General features: G+C 58.7%; 27 protein-coding genes. 13 read left to right on the forward strand and 14 right to left on the reverse strand.

What is annotated here, in order from left to right:
- Positions 1 to 108 precede the first annotated feature (108 nt).
- The 7 genes from ACR0KL_RS12645 (at position 109) to ACR0KL_RS12675 (ending at position 5,360) form a co-directional block, all read left to right on the forward strand.
- Positions 109 to 768: a DUF1194 domain-containing protein gene (locus tag ACR0KL_RS12645; RefSeq protein ID WP_170468976.1), complete on the forward strand. Its 660-nt coding sequence runs from the start codon at positions 109 to 111 to the stop codon at positions 766 to 768.
- Between the two features lie 213 nt (positions 769 to 981).
- Positions 982 to 1,365 (forward strand): succinate dehydrogenase, cytochrome b556 subunit, encoded by a 384-nt coding sequence (gene sdhC, locus ACR0KL_RS12650; RefSeq protein ID WP_170378960.1) that lies wholly within the window; start codon positions 982 to 984, stop codon positions 1,363 to 1,365.
- 10 nt (positions 1,366 to 1,375) lie between these two features.
- Positions 1,376 to 1,747 carry a succinate dehydrogenase, hydrophobic membrane anchor protein gene (locus ACR0KL_RS12655; protein WP_170642777.1) on the forward strand — a complete coding sequence of 124 codons (372 nt, stop codon included), beginning with the start codon at positions 1,376 to 1,378 and terminating at the stop codon, positions 1,745 to 1,747.
- A gap of 22 nt (positions 1,748 to 1,769) precedes the next feature.
- Positions 1,770 to 3,578, forward strand: coding sequence for a succinate dehydrogenase flavoprotein subunit (gene sdhA, locus ACR0KL_RS12660; RefSeq protein ID WP_170378956.1), 1,809 nt, complete (start codon positions 1,770 to 1,772; stop codon positions 3,576 to 3,578).
- A 91-nt stretch (positions 3,579 to 3,669) separates the two neighbouring features.
- Positions 3,670 to 4,296 (forward strand): sulfotransferase, encoded by a 627-nt coding sequence (locus tag ACR0KL_RS12665; RefSeq protein ID WP_170678753.1) that lies wholly within the window; start codon positions 3,670 to 3,672, stop codon positions 4,294 to 4,296.
- Positions 4,297 to 4,309: 13 nt separating this feature from the next.
- Entirely contained in the window at positions 4,310 to 5,089 is a 780-nt protein-coding gene (locus ACR0KL_RS12670) for a succinate dehydrogenase iron-sulfur subunit (RefSeq protein WP_170462678.1), read from the forward strand.
- 124 nt (positions 5,090 to 5,213) lie between these two features.
- Positions 5,214 to 5,360, forward strand: a complete 147-nt coding sequence (locus tag ACR0KL_RS12675) for a hypothetical protein (RefSeq protein ID WP_170678755.1) — start codon at positions 5,214 to 5,216, stop codon at positions 5,358 to 5,360.
- Positions 5,361 to 5,635: 275 nt separating this feature from the next.
- On the opposite strand, the gene deoD is transcribed toward ACR0KL_RS12675, so the two are convergent.
- From deoD to ACR0KL_RS12690, 3 genes are all read right to left on the reverse strand, one after another.
- Entirely contained in the window at positions 5,636 to 6,349 is a 714-nt protein-coding gene (deoD, locus tag ACR0KL_RS12680) for a purine-nucleoside phosphorylase (RefSeq protein ID WP_480777104.1), read from the reverse strand.
- Positions 6,350 to 6,368: 19 nt separating this feature from the next.
- Complete coding sequence (locus ACR0KL_RS12685; RefSeq protein ID WP_480777105.1) at positions 6,369 to 6,686, reverse strand: H-NS histone family protein; 318 nt, start codon at positions 6,684 to 6,686, stop codon at positions 6,369 to 6,371.
- 121 nt (positions 6,687 to 6,807) lie between these two features.
- On the reverse strand, positions 6,808 to 8,775 hold the full coding sequence (locus ACR0KL_RS12690) for a methylmalonyl-CoA mutase family protein (protein WP_480777106.1): 1,968 nt from the start codon (positions 8,773 to 8,775) through the stop codon (positions 6,808 to 6,810).
- A gap of 144 nt (positions 8,776 to 8,919) precedes the next feature.
- Between ACR0KL_RS12690 and ACR0KL_RS12695 the strand changes: the two genes are divergently transcribed.
- From ACR0KL_RS12695 to ACR0KL_RS12720, 6 genes are all read left to right on the forward strand, one after another.
- A complete protein-coding gene (locus tag ACR0KL_RS12695; RefSeq protein WP_480777107.1) occupies positions 8,920 to 10,308 on the forward strand; it encodes a 1-acyl-sn-glycerol-3-phosphate acyltransferase in 1,389 nt (462 codons plus the stop codon).
- 111 nt (positions 10,309 to 10,419) lie between these two features.
- Positions 10,420 to 11,706 carry a crotonyl-CoA carboxylase/reductase gene (gene ccrA, locus ACR0KL_RS12700; protein WP_480777108.1) on the forward strand — a complete coding sequence of 429 codons (1,287 nt, stop codon included), beginning with the start codon at positions 10,420 to 10,422 and terminating at the stop codon, positions 11,704 to 11,706.
- Positions 11,707 to 12,071: 365 nt separating this feature from the next.
- Positions 12,072 to 12,791: a LuxR family transcriptional regulator gene (locus ACR0KL_RS12705; protein WP_170678765.1), complete on the forward strand. Its 720-nt coding sequence runs from the start codon at positions 12,072 to 12,074 to the stop codon at positions 12,789 to 12,791.
- An 83-nt stretch (positions 12,792 to 12,874) separates the two neighbouring features.
- On the forward strand, positions 12,875 to 13,513 hold the full coding sequence (locus tag ACR0KL_RS12710) for an acyl-homoserine-lactone synthase (protein WP_170378937.1): 639 nt from the start codon (positions 12,875 to 12,877) through the stop codon (positions 13,511 to 13,513).
- Between the two features lie 60 nt (positions 13,514 to 13,573).
- Positions 13,574 to 15,106 carry an AAA family ATPase gene (locus ACR0KL_RS12715; RefSeq protein ID WP_170678767.1) on the forward strand — a complete coding sequence of 511 codons (1,533 nt, stop codon included), beginning with the start codon at positions 13,574 to 13,576 and terminating at the stop codon, positions 15,104 to 15,106.
- Entirely contained in the window at positions 15,103 to 15,831 is a 729-nt protein-coding gene (locus ACR0KL_RS12720) for an SDR family oxidoreductase (RefSeq protein WP_170678769.1), read from the forward strand. Before ACR0KL_RS12715 ends, ACR0KL_RS12720 begins: the two co-directional genes overlap by 4 nt.
- Positions 15,832 to 15,834: 3 nt before the next feature.
- Here ACR0KL_RS12720 and ACR0KL_RS12725 read toward each other — a convergent pair whose 3' ends face one another.
- From ACR0KL_RS12725 to ACR0KL_RS12775, 11 genes are all read right to left on the reverse strand, one after another.
- On the reverse strand, positions 15,835 to 16,602 hold the full coding sequence (locus ACR0KL_RS12725) for a TIGR02186 family protein (protein WP_480777109.1): 768 nt from the start codon (positions 16,600 to 16,602) through the stop codon (positions 15,835 to 15,837).
- Between the two features lie 2 nt (positions 16,603 to 16,604).
- Positions 16,605 to 17,525, reverse strand: a complete 921-nt coding sequence (locus ACR0KL_RS12730) for a sulfite exporter TauE/SafE family protein (protein WP_170378929.1) — start codon at positions 17,523 to 17,525, stop codon at positions 16,605 to 16,607.
- Positions 17,526 to 17,782: 257 nt separating this feature from the next.
- A complete protein-coding gene (locus tag ACR0KL_RS12735) occupies positions 17,783 to 18,751 on the reverse strand; it encodes an ABC transporter permease (RefSeq protein WP_170678773.1) in 969 nt (322 codons plus the stop codon).
- A complete protein-coding gene (locus ACR0KL_RS12740; RefSeq protein ID WP_170678775.1) occupies positions 18,751 to 19,845 on the reverse strand; it encodes an ABC transporter permease in 1,095 nt (364 codons plus the stop codon). Before ACR0KL_RS12740 ends, ACR0KL_RS12735 begins: the two co-directional genes overlap by 1 nt.
- Position 19,846: 1 nt before the next feature.
- On the reverse strand, positions 19,847 to 21,376 hold the full coding sequence (locus ACR0KL_RS12745) for an ABC transporter ATP-binding protein (protein WP_170462691.1): 1,530 nt from the start codon (positions 21,374 to 21,376) through the stop codon (positions 19,847 to 19,849).
- Between the two features lie 84 nt (positions 21,377 to 21,460).
- Entirely contained in the window at positions 21,461 to 22,459 is a 999-nt protein-coding gene (locus tag ACR0KL_RS12750) for a BMP family ABC transporter substrate-binding protein (RefSeq protein WP_170468883.1), read from the reverse strand.
- Positions 22,460 to 22,616: 157 nt separating this feature from the next.
- Positions 22,617 to 23,030: a GNAT family N-acetyltransferase gene (locus tag ACR0KL_RS12755; protein WP_170661171.1), complete on the reverse strand. Its 414-nt coding sequence runs from the start codon at positions 23,028 to 23,030 to the stop codon at positions 22,617 to 22,619.
- Positions 23,027 to 23,614 (reverse strand): tRNA (adenosine(37)-N6)-threonylcarbamoyltransferase complex dimerization subunit type 1 TsaB, encoded by a 588-nt coding sequence (tsaB, locus tag ACR0KL_RS12760; RefSeq protein WP_170661170.1) that lies wholly within the window; start codon positions 23,612 to 23,614, stop codon positions 23,027 to 23,029. The genes ACR0KL_RS12755 and tsaB overlap by 4 nt, the downstream gene beginning before the upstream one ends.
- Positions 23,604 to 24,167: a NifU family protein gene (locus ACR0KL_RS12765; protein ID WP_170462695.1), complete on the reverse strand. Its 564-nt coding sequence runs from the start codon at positions 24,165 to 24,167 to the stop codon at positions 23,604 to 23,606. The genes tsaB and ACR0KL_RS12765 overlap by 11 nt, the downstream gene beginning before the upstream one ends.
- 69 nt (positions 24,168 to 24,236) lie before the next feature.
- On the reverse strand, positions 24,237 to 24,830 hold the full coding sequence (locus tag ACR0KL_RS12770) for a DsbA family protein (protein ID WP_480777110.1): 594 nt from the start codon (positions 24,828 to 24,830) through the stop codon (positions 24,237 to 24,239).
- A gap of 6 nt (positions 24,831 to 24,836) precedes the next feature.
- Entirely contained in the window at positions 24,837 to 25,292 is a 456-nt protein-coding gene (locus ACR0KL_RS12775) for a universal stress protein (RefSeq protein ID WP_170378913.1), read from the reverse strand.
- Positions 25,293 to 25,352: the final 60 nt, after the last annotated feature.

A 25,352-nucleotide genomic window follows, 5' to 3' on the forward strand; every position in this document is an offset into this window, starting at 1 on the left:
ACGCTGCAAGCGTGGCAGGGTATTCGTGTCACAGGTTTAACCCGAAACGCTAAAATCGGGTTACAGTGATGTGAACACAGCAACCGCAATCCGTGCTAGGGTGGCGGCATGTTTCTGCGCTTTCTCACCCTTTTCCTGTGCCTTACACGCCCCGCCTGGGCGTGCGATCTGGCGCTGGCCTTGGCGGTGGATGTCTCTGGCTCTGTCGACAGCAGCGAATACCGCATTCAGATGGATGGCCTCGCCGCTGGGTTGCGTGACCCGATCGTGTCTGAGGCCTTGGTGCGCGGGCAGGCGCAATTGATGTTGGTGCAATGGACGGGCGAATCCCGCCAGCGAGTGACGATCCCGTGGACGAAAATCGACAGCTTTATCGCTCTAGAGAAGTTTGCTGATCAAGTTGCGCAGGATCCAAGGGTCTGGCGAAACTTCTCAACCGCGATCGGAGAAGCTTTAGAGGCCACCCTGCTGCGGTTTGACGAAGTGGCAGAGTGCAGGCGACTGCTGATTGATATCTCGGGAGACGGGGTTTCCAACGAAGGGATTGAGCCGACGCAGATTCATGGCCTTCTGAAAGATCGAGGCGTGACAGTAAACGCCATAGCTATTGAAGAAAGTGAACCGGATCTGACGGCCTACTTCTTTGAGAACGTCATCTTCGGAGAGGGGGCTTTTGTCGTGTCGGCCTCAGGGTTTGCAGACTACCCAGAGCGCATACGTAAAAAGCTGCTACGCGAGGTGACGCAGCAATCTGCCGGTTTTCGCTGATCTACAGGGATTCGTGATCACAATGCTTCGACGTTGAAAACGCTAACATAGAATGATCGCATTGTATTTTGTGATCACACTTTTAAAGTGCGTGATCACAATTAGTCAAAATCACCGTTTTTGAGGCAATTTTACCTGTTTTTGCAGGTGCAGCACGTGACAGAAGCGCAAAAACAAGTAAAAAGTCTGGTAGCCAAAGTAAGAGGAGCCGCCATGGCCGATGTCAATCGGGGCAACCGCCCGCTCTCGCCACATATTATGATCTATCGCCCGCAGATGACCTCCATGTCGTCCATCATGGTCCGGTTTTCCGGCCTCGGGGTGTTTGCCGTTGCCATTCTGGTTGTCTGGTGGCTGCTGGCCGCGTCAACTTCGGAAAGTGCATTTGCGCTGATCGACGGGTTCCTGACCAGCTGGTTCGGTAAGCTGATCCTCATCGTCGCGACCTGGGCGCTTTGGTATCACACGCTGGGCCGCCTGCGTCACGTGTTCTGGGACTTCGGCTACTGCCTCGACGTGAATACCTCGGAAAAACTGGGGATGGGCATGTTCATCGGTGCCACAGTCCTGACCATTCTCACCGTGCTTGTGGTTTAAGGAGACGGAGATGCGATATCTGACCGACCGCAAACGCGCGCAGGGCTTGGGCGCAGGGAAATCGGGAACACAAACCCATTGGCGTACCATGGTGCGCGCGATGATCCTGACCGTGCTGGTTCCCATATTTATCATCACCTTCGGAATAGGCCTCGGCGGCACGTATGAAGAGGTTCTGGCCTATTTCAGCCGCCCCTTCCCTGCGATTGTCACCGCTCTGACGCTGGTCGTGGGCCTGCAGCAGCTTATGTATGAGGCGCAGGAAACCATCGAAGACTATATCCATGGCATTCTTGAGAAAATCTCTCTCGTTGCGATGTGGGCGCTTGGTTACACGCTGATGGCTGCGGGGCTGTTTGCCCTGGTCAAGCTGGCCCTGTGACGCGCGATAAGGAACAAGAACAATGACAGCAGCATATGAATATGAAACCCACGAATACGACGTGGTCGTCGTAGGTGCAGGTGGGGCCGGTCTGCGGGCGACATTGGGCATGGCCGAGCAGGGCCTGCGTACAGCCTGTGTCACCAAGGTGTTCCCGACACGCTCACATACGGTTGCCGCGCAAGGTGGTATTGCAGCGTCCCTGTCCAACATGGGGCCTGACCATTGGCAATGGCACATGTACGACACCGTCAAGGGTTCGGACTGGCTGGGTGATACCGATGCGATGGAGTACCTTGCGCGCGAAGCTCCCAAGGCAGTTTATGAGCTGGAACACTACGGTGTGCCCTTCAGCCGTACGGAAGAGGGTAAAATTTACCAGCGCCCCTTCGGCGGTCATACCACCGAGTTTGGCGAAGGTCCCGCCGTGCAGCGTACCTGTGCAGCCGCAGACCGGACCGGTCACGCGATCCTGCATACGCTTTATGGACAGTCGCTGAAAAACAACGCTGAATTCTACATCGAATATTTCGCCATCGACCTGATCATGTCCGAGGATGGGCAGTGTCAGGGCGTCGTCTGCTGGAAGCTGGACGACGGCACGATGCATGTCTTCAACGCCAAGATGGTTGTACTGGCGACCGGCGGTTACGGTCGTGCATATTTCAGCGCGACCTCGGCCCATACCTGCACCGGCGACGGTGGCGGCATGGTGGCCCGTGCCGGTCTGGCGCTTCAGGATATGGAGTTCGTTCAGTTCCACCCAACCGGCATCTACGGCTCGGGTTGCTTAATCACCGAGGGTGCTCGGGGTGAAGGCGGTTATTTGACCAACTCTGAAGGTGAGCGGTTCATGGAGCGTTATGCGCCCCAGTACAAGGACTTGGCGCCGCGCGACTATGTCTCGCGTTCGATGACGATGGAGATCCGCGAAGGTCGTGGTCACGGCGATGACGGGGATCATATTCATTTGAACCTGAGCCACCTGCCAGCCGAGGCGCTGGCGGAACGGTTGCCTGGAATCTCGGAATCGGCACGTGTCTTTGCTGGTGTTGACGTTACCAAGGAACCCATCCCGGTTCTGCCGACCGTGCATTACAATATGGGCGGTATTCCGACGAATTATTGGGGTGAGGTTCTCAACCCAACTGCAGACAACCCAACCGCAGTTGTTCCCGGCCTGATGGCAGTGGGCGAAGCGGGTTGTGCTTCGGTCCACGGCGCCAACCGTCTGGGCTCTAATTCTCTGATCGATCTGGTCGTCTTTGGTCGCGCGGCGGCCATCCGAGCCGGTAAAGTAGTGGACGCAGACGCGCCGAACCCTGTGCTGAACCAGGCATCGGTTGATAAGGCATTTGATCGGTTTGACGCCGTACGGAACGCCTCGGGCGCAGTCCCGACCGCTGACCTGCGGCTTGAGATGCAAAAAACCATGCAGCAGGACGCGGCTGTGTTCCGGACCGCCAAGACCATGGCGGAAGGCGTCGAAAAGATGACGGCGATCGCGGCTAAGATGGACGATCTGAAGGTTTCGGACCGGTCTCTGGTCTGGAACAGTGACCTGATGGAGTCGCTGGAACTGACCAACCTGATGCCAAGCGCTCTGGCGACCATCGTGGGGGCCGAAGCGCGCAAAGAGTCCCGTGGCGCACATGCGCATGAGGATTTCGCGGAGCGCGACGATGAGAACTGGCGTGTCCACACCGTCAGCCGGGTCGAGGGTAACAAGGTTGAACTCAGTTACCGTCCGGTGATCGTTGATCCTCTGACCAACGAGGATCAGGGCGGCATCAGCCTCAAGAAAATCGCGCCGAAAGCGCGGACGTTCTAAGTAGGAGCAACCATCAGGCAATGCGGTGCAAGCGCCACATACCCACCGACACGACAAACGCCCCATGCGGGCGCGGTGAGGGGTGCTTGCCATGACGGTTGAACAGCTGCCCTCGGGTCCGCGGGATCCCAAGATCATCCTGATCGGCCTGAACCGCTGTGCCACCACGTCGCTGCACAAGCTGTTTCAGAACAGTGGCATCGCGTCGGTGCATTGGGTGGACGATCAGGGCAACAACTTGGCCCAGAAAATGGTGACGAATATCGCCATGGGTCGGAAACCGCTGGATGGGTTCGGCTCGGTCCGGGCCTTTACTGACATTGCCTTTGTGAATGCCCGGTTCATGCTGGATGGCACGCGGTTTTTCCGCGAGTTGCATGCGGCTTATCCGGATGCCTATTTTCTGCTGAACACGCGCGATCGCGAGGATTGGATTTCGTCGCGCGGGCTGCACAGCAATGGCGGCTATCTTGAACGCTGCTGCAAGGCCAACGGGATGGGCGCAGACGAGGTCAAACAGGGCTGGCGCCGGATGTATGACATACACCACGCCGAGGTGCAGGCCCATTTCGACGGGAACCCAAGGTTCCTGCGCTTTGATATCGACCGCGACGACCCTCAGGCGATTGCCGACTGGTTGTCTGCGGATTTTGACGTGAACACTGCCCATTGGGGGCACCACAATCGAGGCGCGATCGATCGCGCCCGGACAGGCTGAATGGAGAATTGACATGGTTCAACTGACCCTGCCCAAGAATTCCCGGATCACCACCGGTAAGACATGGCCCAAACCGGACGGCGCAAAGAACCTGCGTAAGTTCCAGATCTATCGCTGGAACCCAGATGACGGCCAGAACCCCCGTGTCGACACCTATTTCGTCGATATGGACACCTGCGGCCCGATGATTCTGGACGCGCTGATCAAGATTAAGAATGAGATTGATCCGACCCTGACCTTCCGCCGTTCGTGCCGGGAAGGGATCTGTGGCTCCTGCGCGATGAATATCGACGGGATCAACACGCTGGCCTGTATCTACGGCATGGATGAGATCAAGGGCGACGTGAAGATCTATCCGCTGCCGCATATGCCGGTGGTCAAAGACCTGATCCCCGATCTGACGCATTTCTACGCGCAGCATGCCTCGATCATGCCGTGGCTGGAAACCAAAACCAACCGCCCCGCAAAAGAGTGGAAGCAGTCCATCGAAGACCGCAAGAAGCTGGACGGCCTGTATGAATGCGTGATGTGCGCCAGCTGTTCGACCTCGTGCCCGAGCTATTGGTGGAACGGCGACCGCTATCTTGGCCCCGCAGCTTTGCTGCACGCCTATCGCTGGATCATCGACAGCCGCGATGAAGCCACGGGCGAGCGTCTGGATGAGCTGGAAGATCCCTTCAAGCTGTATCGCTGCCACACGATCATGAACTGTGCCAAGACTTGCCCAAAGGGTCTGAACCCGGCGGCAGCGATTGCTCAGATCAAGAAGATGATGGTCGAACGCTCTGTCTGATTGACCGATGCGCTTGCCGTGCTGCGGCAAGCGCATGCCCCCTTTGCAAAAACGTCCGATGTCGTCGGACCACCGACGCCGTATATTCGCAGAAGGGAGGAGTGATGAAATCAGGATCACTCCGATGAGTACACAAGCAAACACACCGAAAACCGACGCCGAGGAAGCTCTGACCTTGTTGGAGCAAGTTTGGGCGTATTACACGCCAGAACCGGTTGGCGCGCACGATCAGCGAGAGCCTGAGTTGTTCGAATACGCCAACGCGGCGTGACACCAGCCTTGCCATTTGCGGCTGGAGCGGGCCAAACAGAACTATGCCTGTTATTCTGCTTCTTCTGGCCGCTGGGGTTTTCGCCTATTTCTTCTGGCGGTCCCGCACGTCTTCGCTGACACGCGATTGTCGCTGGCGACAGCATCGAGACGAGGATCTGTGGGTCTGCGCCTTTTGCGGCGCGAGATCCGACGGATCAGATCGTCCTTCGAAATGTCTGCGACAAACAATCGGCAAATAGAAATCGGGCCGAGACATGCTCGGCCCGTTTCACTCTATGCTGCGTCCGGGAAGGCCGCTTGCAGTGCGATCTCGACCATGTCGCCAAAGCTGCGCTCCCGCTCAGATGAGGGCAGGGCCTCGCCCGTTAGCAGGTGATCCGAGACGGTCAGAACCGCAAGTGCCCGGCATTTTTGTCTGGCGGCGAGGATATACAGCTCGGCCGCTTCCATCTCGACCCCCAGAATGCCGTGACGCACCATCTGTTCGTTCAGATCGGGGCGCTCATCATAGAACACATCGGACGAATAGATCCCGCCCACATGGGTTGGTGTTCCCTTGGCTGCCGCCGCTTTGGCCGCGGCCAGCAACAGGCCCCAATCGGCACAGGGGGCAAAGTTCAATTCCTTCATGATGCCCCGGGACGGCGTGCTGAGCGTGGTCGATGTCATGGCTAGAATAACATCGCGGACATTGACGCTGTCCTGCATGCCGCCACAGGAGCCGATGCGGATCAGTGTCTTTGCACCGAAATCCCGGATCAATTCGTTCACGTAAATGGAAAGAGAGGGCATCCCCATGCCGCTGCCCTGAATGGTAACAGGGTTTCCTTTCCACGTACCGGTAAACCCGAGCATGCCGCGCACGTCATTGACCAACCTTGCGTCATCCAAAAACGTTTCCGCCGCCCATTTCGCCCGATAGGGATCTCCGGGCAAAAGAACGGTTTCTGCGATGTCACCTTTTTCTGCGCCAATGTGGATTGTCATTTCTGAAAAGACCTCAAATTCAGATTTCCAACTCGGCGATATCGGTGCCGGAATTCAGCGCGTCATGGACCCATTGAGGCTTGCGTCCACGGCCGGTCCAGGTTTGATCTGGGGCGTTTGGGTTGCGGTATTTCGCTTTTGATTTCTGTAGCTTGGCGCCTTTCGACGCGGTGTCCGAAAGCTCGGACAAGGAAAATCCGAATTCGGCTGCGGCTTTTTCTGCGGCTTCCAGAGCGGCTTTGCGCTCGCGCTTTTCGGCATTTACCAGGGCTTTATCGATATCGTTGCGCAATTGCAGAAGTTCATTGCGCGACATGTTTTCAAGCTCAAGTCCCATTATTTTTCCTCTTTCAGACGTGAGTGATTGCAATTCCAAGAATTGCAGCAATTTCACACGCCGATATAGGCCATTCCCGTCATTTCGGGAATAGCCATCAAGAGTTTTTCAAAACGAGCCGTTATTCGGCGGCGATTTCCTGTGGGTCCACCAGCGCGACGATGTCGCCCATGATTGCGTTTAACTCGAAATTCTTGGGCGTGTAGATTCTGGCGACGCCCATTTTCTTCAAAGCTTCTGCGTCATCATCCGGAATGATCCCGCCAACAATGACAGGCACGTGCGACAGGCCTGCCTGTTTCAGGCGGGTCATTACGTCTTCGACCAGAGGCAGATGACTGCCAGACAGGATCGACAAACCGATCACATGGGCATCATCCTCGGACGCAGCCGAGACGACTTCTTCTGGCGTCAGGCGAATGCCCTCATAGCTGATATCCATGCCGCAATCGCGGGCGCGGAAGGCAATCTGCTCGGCTCCGTTGGAATGGCCATCCAACCCCGGCTTGCCGACGAGGAACTTCAAACGACGCCCCAACCGGTCACTGACCGCATCGACCGACGCGCGCAGGTCTTCTAGTCCTTCGGTTTTGTTCGAGACCGAGCCGGACACGCCGGTTGGGCCACGGTAGGTGCCGTAGACCTTGCGCATTTCCTCGGCCCACTCGCCTGTGGTGACACCTGCTTTTGCTGCAGCGATTGAGGGCTCCATGACATTTGTACCGCTCTGCGCAGCCTCACGCAGTGCCGACAAGGCCCCTTTGACCGCAGCGTCGTCGCGTTCCGCGCGCCAGTCGTTCAGGCGATTGATCTGCTCCTGCTCGACCGCAGGGTCCACGACCATGATGCCGCCATCCTCGGTCTGCAGGGGCGAGGGTTCACCATCGACCCATTTGTTCACACCGACCACAATGGTCTCGTTACGTTCGATGCGGTTGAGGCGTTCTGCATTGGAGTCCACCAGTCGGGACTTCATGTATTCGATCGAGGCGACGGCACCGCCCATGGAGTCGAGATTGGCCAACTCGGCGCGCGCGCCTTCTTTGAGTTCTTCGACCTTGGCATCTACCGCCGGGTTCCCGTCAAAAAGGTCTCCATATTCCAGCAGATCCGTTTCATAGGCCAGAATCTGCTGCATGCGCATCGACCACTGCTGGTCCCACGGACGGGGAAGGCCCAAAGCCTCATTCCAAGCGGGCAACTGAACGGCACGGGCGCGCGCCTTTTTCGACAGGGTCACGGCGAGCATCTCAATCAGGATGCGGTAGACGTTGTTTTCCGGCTGCTGTTCGGTCAGCCCAAGCGAGTTCACCTGAACGCCATAACGGAATCTGCGGAACTTGGGGTTCTCAACACCGTAGCGTTGTTGAAGGATTTCGTCCCAAAGATCGACGAATGCCCTCATTTTGCACATCTCAGTGACAAACCGGATACCCGCATTCACGAAGAAGGAAATGCGCCCACACAGGGCAGGGAAGTCCTCGGCAGGGACTCGCGGGCGTAGTTCATCCAGCACAGCGATGGCCGTGGCGAGCGCATAGGCCAGTTCCTGTTCAGGTGTCGCGCCGGCTTCTTGCAGGTGATAGGAACACACGTTCATCGGGTTCCATTTTGGCACGTTGGTATAACAATACTCGGCCACATCCGCGATCATCTTTAGCGACGGCTTGGGCGGGCAGACATAGGTGCCGCGGCTGAGATATTCCTTGATCAGGTCATTCTGTACGGTGCCCTGCAGCTTTGAGACATCCGCGCCCTGTTCCTCGGCCACGGCAATGTAAAGCGCCAGCAGCCACGGGGCCGTCGCGTTGATCGTCATCGAGGTGTTCATCTGCTCCAGCGGGATCTGATCGAACAGGACCCGCATGTCGCCCAGATGGCAGATCGGTACACCCACTTTGCCAACCTCACCCCGCGCCAAAGTGTGGTCGCTGTCATAGCCCGTTTGAGTCGGCAGATCGAAAGCCACCGACAGGCCCGTCTGACCTTTGGCGAGGTTGCCGCGATACAGCGCGTTCGAGGCTTTGGCGGTGGAATGACCGGCATAGGTTCGGATCAGCCAGGGGCGGTCTTTCTGCATCTGCGTCATGGGCGGGCCTCGTGTTTCAGTGGGTAACAAAATTACGTGTATGGGTTCTAAATCGCAATTTTCAGGCATTGTCAATTCGCTGCGTTGCGGCATTTGCGAATTGTCTAGATTGTGAGCCGCCTCGTTTGGTGGCAGTGTGGCCCGATGTTGAGAACCGTGGAACTTCCGCTGTGGCTATTCCTGTTGATCGTGGTCTTTGCCATGGTCACTTTTGCCTCGCATTTCCTGTTCCCCTCCGTCCGCTGGTTCTTTCGCCGCAGGCTTGAGAGGGCGGTCTCTCGGTTGAACCAGCGCCTGCAGCGGCCGATCCAGCCGTTCAAGCTGGCGCGGCGGCACGACATGATTCAACGGCTCATCTATGATCCTCAGGTCGGGCAAGCGGTGCAGCAGCACGCCCATGAAGAAGGCATCCCCGAAGCCGTTGCGTTCGAACAAGCCCGCCGGTACGCGCGTGAGATCGTGCCCTCCTTTTCGGCTTTTGCCTATTTCAGCTTCGCCATTCGTCTGTCCCGGTTGCTGAGCAACACGTTCTACAACGTGCATCTCAGCTACAAGGATGAAAGCGCGATCAAGGATATCGACCCCGAGGCGACAGTTGTCTTTGTGATGAACCACCGCAGCAACATGGACTATGTTCTGGTCACTTATCTGGCGGCGCAGCAATCCGCCCTGTCCTATGCCGTGGGCGAATGGGCGCGGGTTTGGCCGCTCAGCCGGTTGATCCGGGCAATGGGCGCGTATTTCATCCGGCGCAAATCAGGCAGCGAGCTGTATCGCCAGGTTCTGGCCAGCTATGTCCGCCACGCGACCGAAGCGGGTGTAACGCAGGCAATGTTCCCCGAAGGCGGGCTCAGCCTGACCGGGGCTTTGGGGCGACCTAAACTAGGACTACTGAAATACATTATCGACGGCACCTCGCCCGACGGGCGCGATGTCGTGTTTGTGCCGGTGGCCCTGAACTATGATCGCGTGCTCGAAGATACGATCCTCACGCGTGCCGCTCTCGGAACTGATCGACGTTTTCGTGCACGGATCGGGGTGATCACAAGTTGGGTCCTCAAGCAGATCTGGCGTCGGCTGATCGGTCGCTACAAGCGGTTCGGATTGGCTGCGGTTCGGTATGGTAAGCCGATCTCGCTGAAAGACTTCGAGGCACGAGCCGGTGATGACGTCATGACCGACCTAGCCCGCGCGTTGATGAAACGGATTGGCGCGGCGATTCCCTTGGTGCCGGGGCCGGCCGCATGCTGGCTGCTGCGCGAGAATGGCCCTATGCCCGAACAAGAGGTGCGAAGTCGAATCCTTGCCCTTATGGAATCTGATGGTCTTGCGTTCGCGGAGGCTGAGGACGCTATCACAAGCGCGGTGGATCAAATGGTCGAACGGCGCATTCTGACGCGTGAAGACGGGGTTTTGAATCTGTCCGGGGAGCGCGAGGATCTTATGCAATACTACGCAGAGTCAGTGCCCGAACATGTGAAATCCGCCAATGCTGCGCCCGCAAAAGACGTTTCTGCACTCGCTGGGTCATAAAATTACAAAAATAGACCAAAGATGGTTGCAATGTTGCGCAACCCCTCCTATCCCTCTGTAGGAGAGGCGGCGATTCTGCGCCGCGGCAAAGATATTGAAAAGGAGGCCAGCATGGCTTTGGACACCGAAAGCGGTATCGCGTCGTACGAGGCACCCGAAAAGGACCTCTATGAAATGGGGGAAATCCCTCCGATGGGGTTTGTGCCCAAGCAGATGTACGCCTGGGCGATCCGCAAAGAGCGTCACGGAGAACCAAATACTGCGATGCAGCAGGAAGTGGTCGATGTTCCCGAGCTGGACAGCAACGAGGTTCTCGTCCTCGTGATGGCGGCGGGCGTCAATTATAATGGCGTCTGGGCTGCTCTGGGCCAGCCGATCAGCCCGTTTGATGGCCACAAGGCCCCGTACCACATCGCTGGTTCGGATGCGTCGGGCATCGTTTGGGCTGTGGGTGAAAAGGTCAAGCGCTGGAAGGTCGGTGATGAGGTCGTGATCCACTGCAATCAGGATGATGGCGACGATGAGGAATGCAACGGCGGCGATCCGATGTACTCGCCCAGCCAGCGTATCTGGGGATATGAAACTCCGGACGGGTCGTTCAGCCAGTTCACCCGCGTGCAGGCGCAACAGTTGATGCCGCGTCCCAAGCACCTGGCCTGGGAGCAGGCGGCGTGCTATACCCTGACGCTCGCCACGGCCTACCGGATGCTGTTCGGGCACGAGCCTCATGACCTGAAGCCCGGCCAGAACGTTCTGGTTTGGGGAGCCTCGGGTGGTTTGGGCTCTTACGCGATCCAGTTGATCAACACGGCCGGTGCAAATGCGATCGGTGTGATCTCGGACGAAAGCAAACGGGATTTCGTGATGGGGCTGGGCGCCAAAGGCGTTCTGAACCGCAAGGACTTCAACTGCTGGGGTCAGCTGCCCACAGTCAACACGCCCGAATATGCCGAGTGGTTCAAAGAAGCCCGCAAGTTCGGCAAAGCGATCTGGGACATCACCGGTAAGGGCAACAACGTTGATATGGTGTTTGAACACCCTGGCGAAAGCACCTTCCCGGTGTCGACCTTCGTGGTGAAAAAGGGCGGTATGGTCGTGATTTGTGCTGGTACCACCGGGTTCAACTGTACCTTTGACGTGCGCTACATGTGGATGCACCAGAAGCGCCTGCAGGGGTCGCATTTTGCGCATCTGAAGCAAGCGGCAGCAGCCAACAAGCTGATGGTCGAACGCCGTCTGGACCCCTGCATGTCGGAAGTGTTCGCGTGGAACGATCTGCCCGAAGCGCATATGAAAATGCTGCGCAACGAGCACAAGCCGGGCAACATGTCGGTTCTGGTTCAGGCCCCGCGCACCGGCATGCGCACTTTGGAAGAGGTTCTGGACGCGCGTCCATAAGCCCATCCTGAAATATCTAAAAAAACACCCGCGAATCGGAACTCCGATACGCGGGTGTTTTGCCGTCTTGGAGGGTCCTTTTTTGTTTCAACAGGTTGGAATTTTGCCCCTCACTATTTTTGGGGAGTAGAAACCGGTGAATAGGTCAAAAAGATCGCACATGTTATGGTTGTGTTAACACTTCGTTAACTGTTTCAGAGAGACCCTAATGGCGCAAAATGAGTGGATACTGGACGTATTGTCGGACCTCAACGCGTTCGCTGTTGCGAATGGGTTGACTGCCTTGGCCGAACAGCTGGACGACACCAAGCTGATTGCCGCAGCCGAGATCGCGTCCATGACAGATAAGGCACGGGCGCCCGCAGATGGGAACAGAACTCGATTTGGGTCAGATCCTGAAGGATTTGGAAAACACCAGCACGCTTGATGAGCTTGGCTCGGTCGCCATTCGCCTGCGCGACTGTCTGAAAGTCGAACATCTAACATATCATTGGGTGGATGCCGCCGGGGATCAGTACGGCTATACCACCTATTCCGATGCCTGGGATGAACGGTATCGAGAAAAAAACTATCACCGCATCGACCCTGTGATACTGGGGTGTTTTCAACGATTTCAACCGGTTGATTGGAAATCGCTGGACTGGTCTGGCAGGGTGTCCAAAGCGTTTCTTCAGGATGCATTGGAACATGGGGTGGGCAATCAGGGTTATTCGATCCCGATCCGAGGGCCGAACGGGCAGTTTGCGCTGTTCACCGTCAATCACAGTTGTGACGACGGCACTTGGCAGGATTTCATCTCGACTTTTGGCCGAGAATTGATTCTCGTGGCGCATTACATCAACCGCAAAGCACTGGAGTTTGAAAAGGACAGGCAGCCTGAAGCGACCCGAGGTCTGTCCCCACGTGAAATTGATGCGATGACGTTGCTTGCGCAGGGCTTCAGCCGAGCGCAGGTTGCGCATTCACTGTCGATCTCGGAACACACTCTAAGGGTCTATATTGAAAGCGCGCGCTCGAAACTGGGTGCGCAAAATACGACGCACGCCATCGCGACCGCGCTCAGCCGTGGGTTAATAGTCGTTTAAGCAACGTACGGTCTTAGAACAGTAAATTAACCACGACTTCGTACCCCTTTCGTTCCTGCACAGGACGACAAGGGGAATTAGTCATGTTGCGTTATTTGTATGCTGATGAGCTGCATAAATTTCCAGCTTTGGCCGACGGGATGTTTCGCGATCGCGCGGATCAGTTCAAGACCCGGCTGGGATGGGACGTTTACGTTAATGAAAAAGGGGAAGAGCGGGATCAATACGATGACCTCAACCCGCTCTATGTGATTTGGGAGGAGCCGGATGGTAGCCATGGCGGCTCAATGCGGGTTCTGCCGACCACTGGCCCGGTCATGGTGAACGAGGTGTTCGGTCATCTCAACGAGGGCGAGCCGATCTGCAGCCCTCTGATCTGGGAGGTCACGCGCTTTTGCCTATCGCGCACAGCCAGCCCCCATACGGCTGGGGCTATCATGCTGAGCGGCGGTGAAATGATGGAGGGGTTCGGCCTGACCCATATCGCCGGCGTCTTTGATGCGCGGATGATCCGGATCTACCGGTTGATCGGGTCGTCTCCGATTGTGTTGGGGTCCGAGGGGAAAGGGCGCGATCAGATCTCGGTCGGCCTGTGGCCCTATTCCGCGGATGATTGCAACCGCGTGGCCGAACGGGCGGGCATCCCGCGCGAGCTTTCGCGCCTGTGGTTCAAAACCGCGTTCGGCCCGGCGAAACAGCACCGATTTGCGCTGTCGGCTTAGGAGCTTGAAAACCCAAATCCGTATCTGGTGAAGGGTGGCGCGGCCCTGTAGGGTCGCGCCATGTCTTTGCCCAACGTGACCTTCTCAGAAGATCAGGCCGCCGCCTATGACAGCATCGCCGAGATGCTGCGCTCTGCCGGGGTGGACCTTGAAGATGATGCGCTGCTGAAACTGCCAGGACACGGTGAATCGGGCGTTATGGCCGTGATCGGCAAGGCCGGTTCGGGCAAGACCCTTTTGCTGGCGGAACTGTACAAGGCGCTGGCCGAGACGGGCGTTCACATCGTCTCGGGCGACTATGAAAGCCGCAAGTCTCGCGACAAACGCAGTCTGGCGATTCTGGCCCCCACCAACAAGGCCGCCAGCGTTTTGCGCCTGCGGGGGGTACCCGCGACGACCATCCATCGCATTCTCTATACCCCTGTCTACGACCCGGAATACGAACGCATCGCCGAATGGCTTGAGGGCAATGATGAACGGCCCGAGATCGAAGGCCTGACGGATGAGGCGCTGGACCGGGCGGCTGCCTTCTACCAGAACAACAAGTCGATCCCGGGTGCTCTGGCCGCAGCCGGTTTGCGCGGGTCGGATTTCATCACCGGCTGGAAGCGCCGGGAAGAGCCGCTGGATATCGGTTTTGTCGACGAAGCCTCAATGCTGGATGACCGCCAGTTTGATGATCTGAAAGAGATCTTCCCGACATTGCTGCTGTTTGGCGATCCAGCACAGCTGGCACCGGTCAACCAATCCGGCAGCATGGTATTCGAAACCCTGCCCGAGCCGCGCAAACTGACCCTACACCGCATACACCGTCAGGATGCCGACAATCCCATCCTCGATCTGGCCCATGCGCTTGCCGACCCCGCCATGGGGTTTGAGGAATTCGAGCGTCTGGTCGAAGACACCGCGCGTCGCGATGACCGTGTGGTCTGGGGGCAGCGGGTCGAGGTCGACCTGATGGCCCGCAGCCCGGTTCTGGTCTGGCGCAACGCAACGCGCATCCGTCTGATCCAGGCCTTCCGGCAGGTCCACGGCGCACCCGAGACCGAGTTGCTGGAAGGTGAGCCGCTAATCTGCGACGGGATCGAGCTGCCTCTCAAACACCGCAAGAAACGGCTGGATCTTGAGGCGCGCGGCCTGATCAAGGGTGCTCAGGTGGTTTATCTGGGGCCGGGGCGAAAACCCGGTTTCTCTCGCCTGCATGTCATGGGGGCCGAGGACCCTCAAGTCAGTGCCGCGTCGATTGTGCAGATCGAAAAGCCGGATGAAGAGGAACCGTTCATCCCCTATGCAGCGCGTATGGGCGCGACCTTTCTGCATGGGGCGGCGGTCACTATCCACAAGGCGCAGGGCTCGCAATGGGATACGGTGCAGGTCTTTGCGCCAGACATCTACGCCGCGGCCCGCATGGGCCGAACCGAGGCCGGACAACCCTTGTGGAAACGACTGGCCTATGTTGCCATCACCCGCGCGCAGGAACGGTTGATCTGGGTGGTTCGTAATCGGTTGTCCAAACCCACCCATCCTCTGCGCGTCGATGATCTGCGCGCCATACCGGCGGCGACCCTGACACTGGAGGCTGAAGAGACATGAAATCCATCCTCATAACCGGCGCGAGTTCCGGGATCGGAAAAGCCACGGCAGAGCTGTTTCTGACCGAGGGCTGGACTGTTGGTCTTCTTGCCCGCAGCGAAGACAAATTGGTGGAAATGGCCGAAGGGCATCGCAACGCGATCCCTCTGGTTGCGGATGTGACGGATCCGGTGGCGGTTGCGCGCGCCTTCCGGTCTTTCTCCAACAGGGCCGAGCGGTTGGACGTTCTGTTCAACAATGCTGGCATCTTCGCGCCCGGCGGTACGATTGATGAAATCGCACTGGAGGACTGGTACCAGAGCGTCAGCGTCAACCTCAACGGCATGTTCCTGAGCGCGCGTGAGGCGTTTCGGATCATGCGTCATCAAACCCCGCAAGGCGGGCGCATCATCAACAACGGCTCAATCGCGGCGTATGTGCCGCGCCCGAACTCGGTGCACTATTCGGCAACGAAACATGCCATCACCGGGCTGACGCGCAGCCTGTCGCTGGATGGGCGCGATTTTGGCATTGCATGTGGCCAGATCGATATCGGGAATGCCCGCACTCAGATGGTGCAGGGGCTAGTCGATGCTGCGATTGCCGACGGTGCGACGCCCGATCCGACTATGGATGTGGAAGATGCCGCCAAGTCGGTGCTGCACATGGCCAATCTACCGCCCGAGGCCAATGTGCAGTTCATGACCGTGATGGCCACGACCATGCCGTATATCGGCCGGGGCTGAGGGCTACTTTTCGCGGAGCAGACGGAAAGCCGTCGAGGCCCCCCAACCAGCGGTGATTGCGATGACCAGTGACATCAGCCCGTACCAAACGGGCTGTTCGCGGGACATGTTGTAGAGAAACCGCTCCAGCCCCACTTTGCGCACGTCGATCGTGGTTTCGTATTGCGACACCACATTGCCGCCCCGTGTCAGGAAAATACGCGCGGCGTAGTCGCCTTCAGTCAAGTCGGCGGGCATGTCGATGGAGGTGCGGAACAGGGTCTGTTCGTCCACCGCAACCGTGTTTTCGCGGATCGAATACAGGCTCTCGCTTTCGCGAATTCGTACCACGGCATCGGCAAAGTCCTGAGCGGCCTCGATATGCATGGCCGCCCCGACCGAGCGGATGGCCCGCTCGATGGAAACCCGATAGCGGAGATCCTCGGTATTGGTGAGGATTTCTTTGAATGGCCCGCTGGTGGCAACAGCGTAGAAGCTGGGGGCCAGATCGACCTCGACGCTGTCGGAGTTCACCCAGATTCCCAGCTTGCGCTCTTTACGACGCACGGTCAGAGGCTCGGACGGGCCTGCAACAGTGACGATCACCTCAAGCGGAGGGCCTTCGGGGATCGGGGCTTCGCGCTTGATGGCCCCGAAGATCAGAATTTCGGACCCGTCGAACGTAGCAGTAATGGCAACCCGGTCCTGGCTGAGGCCCAGTACCACCTGCTCTTCCGCGGCAGCGGCGGGCAGGCAGAACAGGCACAGGGCGGCGATCAATGAGCGGACCATAGTCAGTGTCCCCCGCTGGCGCCAAGCGAATACAGCTCGGACGGTTCCAGAAGCAGATCAAGTGCCAGCTTGCCACATACGACCAGCACCAGCGCGGCCAGCAAAACCCGCAATTGCTCGGCTGGCATCCGGGCGCCGATCACGGTTCCGATCTGAGCCCCAATAACGCCGCCGACCAGAAGAAGCACAGCTAGAACCACGTCCACGGTGTAGTTCGTGGTGGCGTGCAGCATTGTCGTGAAGGCGGTGACGAAGATGATCTGGAACAGGGATGTCCCGACTACAACCTTGGTGGGCATGCCCAGCAGGTAGATCATCGCGGGCACCATGATAAAGCCGCCGCCGACGCCCATGATCGCGGACAGAACCCCCACGCAGAGGCCCACCAGAACCGGAGGGATGACCGAGATATACAGGCCCGAGGTGCGAAAGCGCATCTTGAAGGGCATCGCATGGACCCAGCCGCGCTGACGACGCTTGGCAGGTGCCGCCCCGCCTTTCTTGGCCTTGCGCAAGGCGCGCAGGCTTTCGATGAACATCAGGCTGCCGATCACGCCAAGGAAGACGACGTAGCACAGCGTCACCAGCAGATCGACCTGGCCCAAGCTCTTGAGGTAGTTGAACACGACAACGCCAAGCGCGGCCCCGATGAGGCCGCCGATCAAAAGCACCGTGCCCATCCTGAAATCGACCGTCCTTCGCCTGAAATGAGCCAGAACGCCCGAGAAGGACGAGGCGACGATCTGGTTGGCTTCGGTCGCGACGGCAACTGCCGGAGGGATGCCGATAAAGAACAGAAGCGGCGTCATAAGGAACCCGCCGCCGACCCCGAACATGCCCGACAGAATGCCGACCATGCCTCCAAGCCCTAGCAGTAGAAAGGCGTTTACGGAGACTTCGGCAATCGGAAGGTAAATTTGCATGGCATGCTCTAGTCGTATTGAGTTCGGCTGTGCAAAGCGGTGAACCCGCCGGCATCGGAAATGCGTGCAGCCTGAATATCGGGCGCTGCGGTCACAGGCCTACCACCCGCCTTTGGCAAATACGAGGGGAGGTTTGCACTCTTTTCTATCAGAGGAAACACGCACATACCCTCTTAGAGCGGTTGCGGCATGCAAAATCAACTCTGCATGCCGCTCTGCAGCGAACAGGACCCAGAATTGGCCCTGAACTGGACTTATCAGCGTTCTTTCACGTAAGGCTCGCCACCAGCGCGGGGCGGAACCGCCTTGCCGACGAAGCCCGCGAGAATCACCACGGTCAGGATATAGGGCAGGGCGTCCATCACCTGCACAGGGATCACGATGCCGCCCAAGTCGATATTCTGGAATCGCAGCGCGATGGCCTGTAGCAGGCCAAACAGCAAACAGGCCCACATCGCGTGCCAGGGACGCCATTTCGCAAAGATCAGCGCCGCCAGTGCAATGAACCCGCGACCGGCGGTCATTTCCTTGACGAACCCGGCCTGCAGCGCAGTTGCAAGATAGGCTCCGGCGATACCGCAGAGTACGCCGCAGATGGCGACAGCCGCAAAGCGCAGGCCGACGACCGAGACACCGGCTGTGTCCACGGCAGCCGGGTTTTCACCCACAGCGCGCAACCGCAACCCGAACCGGGTGCGATAAAGGATCCACCACGTCGCAGGCACCATCAAGAAGGCGATATAGACGAGGATCGAATGGCCGGACAGCAGTTCGGAATAGATCGGGCCGATGAAGGGCACCTCACTTAGCGTTTCGGCGAAGGGGAAGTTGATCGGTTCAAACCGGCCTTGCCCGAACAGCGACGGGGTGCGCCCGCCTTGTTGGAACCAGCTTTGAGCAATCAAAACCGTCAGGCCAGAGGCTAGGAAGTTGATCGCCACGCCAGAGATCAGCTGATTGCCCCGGAACGTGATCGACGCCACGCCGTGTAGTGCCGACAAAACCAAAGACGACGCAATCCCCGCGAGCAATCCCAACCAGACCGAGCCGGTCACTGCAGCAACAGCGGCCGAGAAGAAGGCCGAGATCAGCATTTTGCCTTCAAGCCCGATGTCGAAAATCCCGGCGCGTTCGGAATAGAGGCCGGCAAGACAGGCCAGCAGCAAAGGCGTCGCCAGACGGACGGTGGAATCAAGGACCTGGATCAGTGTTACGAACGAATCCATCACTGAGGCTCCTTCCGCAGGGCAAGGAACAGCTTTTCAAGCGGCATCCGCACCATGTTGTCCAACGCTCCGGTAAACAGGATCACCAGCGCCTGAATGACGACGATCAATTCGCGCGGGATGGATGTCCACAAGGCCAGCTCTGCACCGCCTTGATACAGGAAGCCGAACAGAAGCGCCGCGAGGAACACGCCGAACGGGTGCGAACGGCCCATCAACGCCACGGCGATCCCGATGAAACCCGCGCCTTCGGTCGAGTTCAGAACCAGTCGCTCTGCCTCACCCATCACGTTGTTGATCGCCATCAGACCTGCCAACCCGCCCGAGATCAGCATGGCGATGATAGTGATGCGAACCGGCGAGATTCCCGCATAGACGGCACCGGTCTCCGAATGACCATAGGCCCGAATTTCATAGCCTAACCGAGTGCGCCAGATCAGCGCCCAGACCACGAAACAGGCGATGATCGCCACGAAGAACGAAATATTGGCAGGTGCGCCGCGGAACATCACGTTTTCGGCGGTTGAGAACATGGATTGGAAGGTCGGCAGGTGTACCGCCTCGGGGAAGCGCGCTGTTGCCGGGTCCTGCGAGCCTTGCGGGCGCATGACATTGACCAGCATGTAGTTCAGGAAGGCAGCCGCGATAAAGTTGAACATGATCGTGGTGATCACGATGTGGCTGCCACGTTTGGCCTGCAGGTAAGCCGGGATTGCGGCCCATGCTGCGCCAAATACAGCGGCCCCCAGTCCTGCAGCGATCAGAGCGATGCTCCAATGCGGCCAAGGGATGTAGAGACACACCATGGCAACGCCAAGACCACCCAGCATCGCCTGACCTTCGCCACCGATGTTAAACAGCCGCGCGTGAAAGGCTACGGCCACCGCAAGCCCGGTGAACATGAAGTTGGTCGCGTAGTAGAGCGTATAGCCCCAGCCATAGGTCGACCCAAGCGCGCCTGTGACCATTAGGTTCACGGCCTCAATCGGGTTCTCTCCGATGGCGAGGATCACCAACGCCGACAGGATCGTGGCCAACACCAGGCTGATGATGGGGATCAGCACGACGTCGGCCCATTTGGGCATTTTTTCCATCTTACGCGGCCTCTCCCGCAACACCGGCCATCAGCAGGCCCAGTTCTTTTTCATCTGTCTCATGGGGTAGACGTTCACCCATGATATGTCCGTCAAACATCACGGCGATCCGGTCCGAGAGCGAGAAAATCTCCTCCAGCTCGACCGAGACCAGCAGGATCGCTTTGCCTTGGTCGCGCAGGGCTACGATCTGTTTGTGAATGAATTCGATCGCGCCAATGTCGACGCCGCGGGTCGGTTGGCCAACCAGCAACAGGTCTGGGTTCCGCTCAATCTCGCGCGCGACGACGATTTTCTGCTGGTTGCCTCCGGAAAAGCTTTTGGCGGTCAGCCAGCCGTTCGGGGGACGCACATCGAATTTCTCGATCTTGGCTTCAGTGTCCGCGCGCAGGGCGGCGTTGTCCATGAACAGGCCGCGCTTGTAGGCCGGGTCGCGATGATAGCCGAAGGCGACGTTTTCCCAGGCATGGAAATCCATGATCAGACCTTCGCGCTGACGGTCCTCGGGTACATGCGCGATGTGCTGCGCGCGACGCGCCTGACCGTCGGATCCAGCCCCGCTGAGGGGAAGCGGTGTACCATTCAGCTTGATCGACCCCTGACCGGGGCGCATCCCGCCCAGAACTTCCAGCAGTTCCGACTGCCCATTGCCTGCGACGCCCGCAATGCCGACGATCTCACCGGCACGGACGGTCAGGTCGATGCCTTTAACGCGTTCAACACCTGCCGCATCGAACACGCGCAGGTCTTGGACCTCAAGAATGGGTTTCCCGGGCTGCGCGGGCACCTTGTCGACCTGTAGCAGGACCTTGCGGCCCACCATCAGCTCGGCCAGATGCTCAGGGCTGGTCTCGGACGTTTTGACCGTTGCCGTCATCTCTCCGCGCCGCATGACTGAAACGGTATCGGTGTTCTCCATGATCTCGCGCAGCTTATGCGTGATCACGATGATCGTCTTCCCTTCGGCCCGAAGGCGATCGAGGATGCGGAACAGCTGGTCTGCCTCGGCCGGGGTCAGAACCCCGGTGGGCTCATCAAGGATCAGGATCTCGGCCTTGCGATACAGCGCCTTGAGGATCTCGACCCGTTGCTGCATGCCCACGCCGATTTCATCGATGCGCTTGTCAGGGTCGACGAACAACTCGTATTCTTCTTCCAGCGCTTTCAGCTCTTTCCGGGCCTTGGCCAGAGACGGGGCCAGCAGCCCGCCATCCTCGGCGCCCAGAACAATGTTTTCCAGAACGGTGAAGTTTTCGACCAGCTTGAAGTGCTGGAACACCATCCCGATACCCGAGGCGATGGCCGCCTGACTGTCTGGAATGTCGGTCTTGGTGCCGTTGATCCAAATCTCACCTTTATCGGCTTTGTAGAAGCCGTAGAGAATGCTCATCAGCGTGGATTTGCCCGCACCGTTTTCACCGATGATCCCATGGATCGTGCCGGGGGCGACGCTGATGGAAATGTCTTTATTGGCCTGAACCGGCCCAAAGGCTTTGGAAATCCCTTTGAGCTCAATGGCGGGGACTGTCATGTCTTGTCCTTGGGTTGCCGAAGGGCCGCGCGGTTCGCGGCAGAGTGGGACCGAGGCGGAGGTCACCCCCCGCCCCGTGCGATATCAGAACTGCAGCGCCGGGCAGCTGTCGTTCTCGTAGTAGCTGACAACGGAGATGTCGCCGTTGATGATCGCTTTGCGTGCTTCGTCCACGGCGTCGTTCATACGAACCGAGACAAGTTCTTTGTTGTTCTCGTCCATGGCAACACCAACGCCGTCCTCGGCCAGGCCCATGGCGAACACGCCGGTTTCGAGGTTTTCACCCGCTTTCATCGCGTCATAGACGGCCACGTCCACGCGCTTGAGCATCGAGGTCAGAACCTTGCCCGGGTGCAGGTGGTTCTGGTTGCTGTCCACACCGATCGACAGGATGCCTTCATCCGCCGCGGTCTGCAGAACACCAACACCGGTGCCGCCCGCGGCTGCATAAATCACGTCAGCGCCCTGGCTGATCTGCGCTTTGGTCAGCTCGGACCCTTTAACCGGGTCGTTCCATGCGGCTGGGGTGGTGCCAGTCATGTTGGCAACAACGTTGATGTCAGGGTTCACAGCCTTGGCGCCTTGCGCATAGCCGCAACCAAAGTGGCGGATCAGCGGAATATCCATGCCGCCGATGAAGCCGACAGTGCCCGATTCCGACGCCATCGCAGCCATCATACCAACGAGGTACGAGCCTTCATGCTCGGCAAAGCCGATCTGACGGATGTTCGGGGCGTCCAGCCAGGTGACGTCAACCGCAACGAACTTGGTGTCAGGATAGTCGCCGGCAACGGCGGACAGAGGATCGGCCATGGCAAAGCCCATGGTGATCACCGGGTTCGCGCCAGCTTCGGCGAAACGGCGCAGGGCCTGTTCACGCTGTGCTTCGGACTGAAGCTCAATCTCGCGATAGGTGCCGCCGGTTTCGTTGGCCCAACGCTGTGCGCCGTTATGTGCGGCTTCGTTGAACGACTTGTCGAACTTGCCACCCAGGTCAAAGATCAGAGCCGGTTCGGCCAGTGCGGCACCCGCGGTCAGAGCGACGGCGGCGGCAGCGCCCATCAAGGATTTCATCAGGGTCATTTGGTACTCCCGTTGTTTTTGTCGGTTCGAGGTTAAACTAGCCTCGTTTACCCACCTATAGCGAGCATAACCGTTGTGATGACGGGAATTAAGGCCGTATGCAACAGGCAGGGTCAACTGATTTTTGACCACTTGGTCTAAAAAATGGCGACTTTATTCAAGGCAGGGCGCGTTCCATCACAATTGCATCGCAATTTGAGACGGAATCGCGTGTATAATAGGCTTTTCGCCGCCCGCATGGGCTGTATCCGAAGCGTTCATAGAGCGCGATAGCGGCCCCATTGTCTGCCGCCACGTCAAGAATCGCGCGCGCCGCGCCCAGATCAGCGGCAACCGCATGCCAGTTTTTCATGCTGGCTGCAGCCAAACCCTGACGCTGATACAGGGGGTGAGTCGCGATGGTCAGCAACTCGGCCTCGTCCGCGATGACCTTAAACAGGGCAAAGGACTTGGGGTCTCCGACAACATGGGTGAAGCGGTTTTGCAGCAGGTCTTCGAACTCGGCAGCCGTCCACGGGCGCGCCTGTGTGAAGGCCGCAGCGTGGGTCAGGGCCATGTCGTTCGGGGTCATTCGTCCAGCAGCACAGGAGGGAGGTCGCGAGAAGGCGCCGCATCCGCGGGACGAATGTAGAGCGGTGCGGGTGGTTCCGTTTCCGTGCCGAACCTGCGCGCCGCGACATGGGCGATGGCCTGAACATGCGCGTTTGGGTCCGTGGCAGTGAAGAGGGGGCCAAGCCCCTCGGCCTCGGCCCGAAGCATCAGGCGTGGGCCTTCTGAGGTCTGTACATAGACCTGATCGCGCGGGGCCGAGATCGCGGGTAGGTGACCGTCGGGCACGTTCTCGGTCAAGGCATCAAAACCTGACACGCCGACGGCCGGGATGTTCAGACCCAATGCAAGCCCACGCGCCGCTGAAACCGAGATTCGAATGCCGGTGAAGTTTCCTGGGCCGATGCCAACACCGATGGCGTCCAGGTCTTTCCAGCCAAGACCGGCCTCAGACAGAACCTCCTCCAGCAGCGGCAGCAGGCGTTCGGCCTGCCCACGTGACATGGCCTCGGCCCGCGTGACAACAATTTCAGAGCCACGCAACAAAGCGGCCGCGCAATGCGCGGCCGATGTGTCAAATGCCAGAAGGGTCGGTTCAGACGGCAACGGGGCGAACCTCGGTCACTTCGGGGATGTAGTGGCGCAGCAGGTTCTCGATCCCCATTTTCAGGGTCAGGGTCGAGGACGGGCAGCCCGCGCAGGCCCCTTGCATATGCAGGTAGACCACGCCGCGGTCAAAGCCGTGGAAGGTGATGTCGCCACCGTCCTGAGCCACCGCTGGGCGCACACGGCTGTCCAGCAGGTCCTTGATCTGATCGACGATTTCCGAATCCTCGCCGGTATGTTCGGCATGGCCGGATGCGGGTGCCGCTTCGGCCCCCATGACGGGCTGGCCGGATTGGTAATGCTCCATCACCGCGCCGAGGATGCTTGGCTTGATATGGTCCCAATCGACGTCATCCGCTTTGGTCACGGTGACAAAGTCATTGCCAAAGAACACGCCGGTCACGCCGCTGACCGCAAAGATGCGCTGGGCAAGCGGCGATTTTTCGGCGGCTTCTGCGGATGGGAAGTCGGCTGTGCCTGCCTCAAGCACCGTCTGGCCGGGCAGGAACTTCAAGGTTGCCGGGTTCGGGGTGGATTCGGTCTGAATGAACATGAGGCAGCTCCGTTTTCGTTGCTTCTGATATGCGGGCAGCCGCCGTGGAAGTCAAGATTTGGAACCGTTCTAAATTGCGAGAGCGTGGTTTATCGCGTCAACCAACCGGTCATCACCCCAGAAAACCTCATCCCCGACGACAAAACTGGGTGCGCCGAACAAGTCGAGTTCTTTGGCGTGGCTGGATTGAGCAAAGAGCGCCGCTTTTACCTTTGGGTCTTGTGCGCTCTCTATGAAAGCGGCGGGCAGACCTGCGGCTGCAAGGCAATCGGTCAGTGTCGATGCGGCCGAGATATCGCGGCCTTCGCCGAACTCGGCCATGTAGACGGCACGGGTAAACGCGGCCCGCTGGTCTTGGGACGTGATGGCCACTGCCAAACGCGCAGCGGTCAGGGAATTCTGCGGAAACGGATCGGGGCGCTGAAACGGCAGCGCGCGCGCGGCGCATAAACGCTCCATATCGCGCCACATGTAGCGGCCCTTGGCGGGGTAGATCGTGAATGGAGACGTGTTCCAGCCCTGTTCGGCAAAGATGGGCCCCAAAAGAAAGGGCTGCCAATCTATGGGCACCCCCTTTTCAGCGGCCAGTTGCTCGATCCGCATCGCGCTGAGATAAGAATAGGTTGAGGCGAACTCGAACCAGAACTGAACGGGTGCTGCCATGGTGCCTCAGGTAATCTCTTCCAGTTTTTCCTTGCTCAGATCACCTGGCACGATGGTGATCGGGATCGGCATGCTGCCCGAGTTCTTGGTCAGCTGAGTCACCAGCGGACCCGGCCCTTTCTTGTCGGTGCCGGCGCCCAGAACCAGGACCCCAATCTCCGGGTCGGACTGCACGTGTTCGATGATCTGTGCAACCGGATCGCCTTCGCGAATGGCCAATTCAGGCTCAACGCTTTGCTTGTCGCGCATCCATTTGGCGAAGACTTCGAAATGGGCGTGGATGCGTTCGCGGGCCTCTTCGCGCATGGTTTCGGCCACACCGATCCAGTGATTGAATTCATCCGGCGGGATCACCGACAGGATTGTCACGCCGCCGCCGGTATGCGCGGCCCGCATCGCGGCAAAACGCATGGCGTTCAGGCATTCGCGGCTGTCATCCAGAATGACGAGAAACTTGCGCATTTGGGTCCTCTTGATTTTCTGGGATCATGCCCGACCGATAGCGTGCTGGCAACTCGGGTA

This window comes from Ruegeria sp. C8 (assembly GCF_056537565.1).

Excerpts from the sequence above, each read along its gene's own strand:
- ACR0KL_RS12645 (WP_170468976.1), top strand. The coding sequence starts at position 109 with ATGTTTCTGCGCTTTCTCACCCTTTTCCTGTGCCTTACACGCCCCGCC.
- sdhC (WP_170378960.1), top strand. The coding sequence starts at position 982 with ATGGCCGATGTCAATCGGGGCAACCGCCCGCTCTCGCCACATATTATG.
- ACR0KL_RS12655 (WP_170642777.1), top strand. The coding sequence starts at position 1,376 with ATGCGATATCTGACCGACCGCAAACGCGCGCAGGGCTTGGGCGCAGGG.
- sdhA (WP_170378956.1), top strand. The coding sequence starts at position 1,770 with ATGACAGCAGCATATGAATATGAAACCCACGAATACGACGTGGTCGTC.
- ACR0KL_RS12665 (WP_170678753.1), top strand. The coding sequence starts at position 3,670 with ATGACGGTTGAACAGCTGCCCTCGGGTCCGCGGGATCCCAAGATCATC.
- ACR0KL_RS12670 (WP_170462678.1), top strand. The coding sequence starts at position 4,310 with ATGGTTCAACTGACCCTGCCCAAGAATTCCCGGATCACCACCGGTAAG.
- ACR0KL_RS12675 (WP_170678755.1), top strand. The coding sequence starts at position 5,214 with ATGAGTACACAAGCAAACACACCGAAAACCGACGCCGAGGAAGCTCTG.
- deoD (WP_480777104.1), bottom strand. The coding sequence starts at position 6,349 with ATGACAATCCACATTGGCGCAGAAAAAGGTGACATCGCAGAAACCGTT.
- ACR0KL_RS12685 (WP_480777105.1), bottom strand. The coding sequence starts at position 6,686 with ATGGGACTTGAGCTTGAAAACATGTCGCGCAATGAACTTCTGCAATTG.
- ACR0KL_RS12690 (WP_480777106.1), bottom strand. The coding sequence starts at position 8,775 with ATGACGCAGATGCAGAAAGACCGCCCCTGGCTGATCCGAACCTATGCC.
- ACR0KL_RS12695 (WP_480777107.1), top strand. The coding sequence starts at position 8,920 with ATGTTGAGAACCGTGGAACTTCCGCTGTGGCTATTCCTGTTGATCGTG.
- ccrA (WP_480777108.1), top strand. The coding sequence starts at position 10,420 with ATGGCTTTGGACACCGAAAGCGGTATCGCGTCGTACGAGGCACCCGAA.
- ACR0KL_RS12705 (WP_170678765.1), top strand. The coding sequence starts at position 12,072 with ATGGGAACAGAACTCGATTTGGGTCAGATCCTGAAGGATTTGGAAAAC.
- ACR0KL_RS12710 (WP_170378937.1), top strand. The coding sequence starts at position 12,875 with ATGTTGCGTTATTTGTATGCTGATGAGCTGCATAAATTTCCAGCTTTG.
- ACR0KL_RS12715 (WP_170678767.1), top strand. The coding sequence starts at position 13,574 with ATGTCTTTGCCCAACGTGACCTTCTCAGAAGATCAGGCCGCCGCCTAT.
- ACR0KL_RS12720 (WP_170678769.1), top strand. The coding sequence starts at position 15,103 with ATGAAATCCATCCTCATAACCGGCGCGAGTTCCGGGATCGGAAAAGCC.
- ACR0KL_RS12725 (WP_480777109.1), bottom strand. The coding sequence starts at position 16,602 with ATGGTCCGCTCATTGATCGCCGCCCTGTGCCTGTTCTGCCTGCCCGCC.
- ACR0KL_RS12730 (WP_170378929.1), bottom strand. The coding sequence starts at position 17,525 with ATGCAAATTTACCTTCCGATTGCCGAAGTCTCCGTAAACGCCTTTCTA.
- ACR0KL_RS12735 (WP_170678773.1), bottom strand. The coding sequence starts at position 18,751 with ATGGATTCGTTCGTAACACTGATCCAGGTCCTTGATTCCACCGTCCGT.
- ACR0KL_RS12740 (WP_170678775.1), bottom strand. The coding sequence starts at position 19,845 with ATGGAAAAAATGCCCAAATGGGCCGACGTCGTGCTGATCCCCATCATC.
- ACR0KL_RS12745 (WP_170462691.1), bottom strand. The coding sequence starts at position 21,376 with ATGACAGTCCCCGCCATTGAGCTCAAAGGGATTTCCAAAGCCTTTGGG.
- ACR0KL_RS12750 (WP_170468883.1), bottom strand. The coding sequence starts at position 22,459 with ATGACCCTGATGAAATCCTTGATGGGCGCTGCCGCCGCCGTCGCTCTG.
- ACR0KL_RS12755 (WP_170661171.1), bottom strand. The coding sequence starts at position 23,030 with ATGACCCCGAACGACATGGCCCTGACCCACGCTGCGGCCTTCACACAG.
- ACR0KL_RS12765 (WP_170462695.1), bottom strand. The coding sequence starts at position 24,167 with ATGTTCATTCAGACCGAATCCACCCCGAACCCGGCAACCTTGAAGTTC.
- ACR0KL_RS12770 (WP_480777110.1), bottom strand. The coding sequence starts at position 24,830 with ATGGCAGCACCCGTTCAGTTCTGGTTCGAGTTCGCCTCAACCTATTCT.
- ACR0KL_RS12775 (WP_170378913.1), bottom strand. The coding sequence starts at position 25,292 with ATGCGCAAGTTTCTCGTCATTCTGGATGACAGCCGCGAATGCCTGAAC.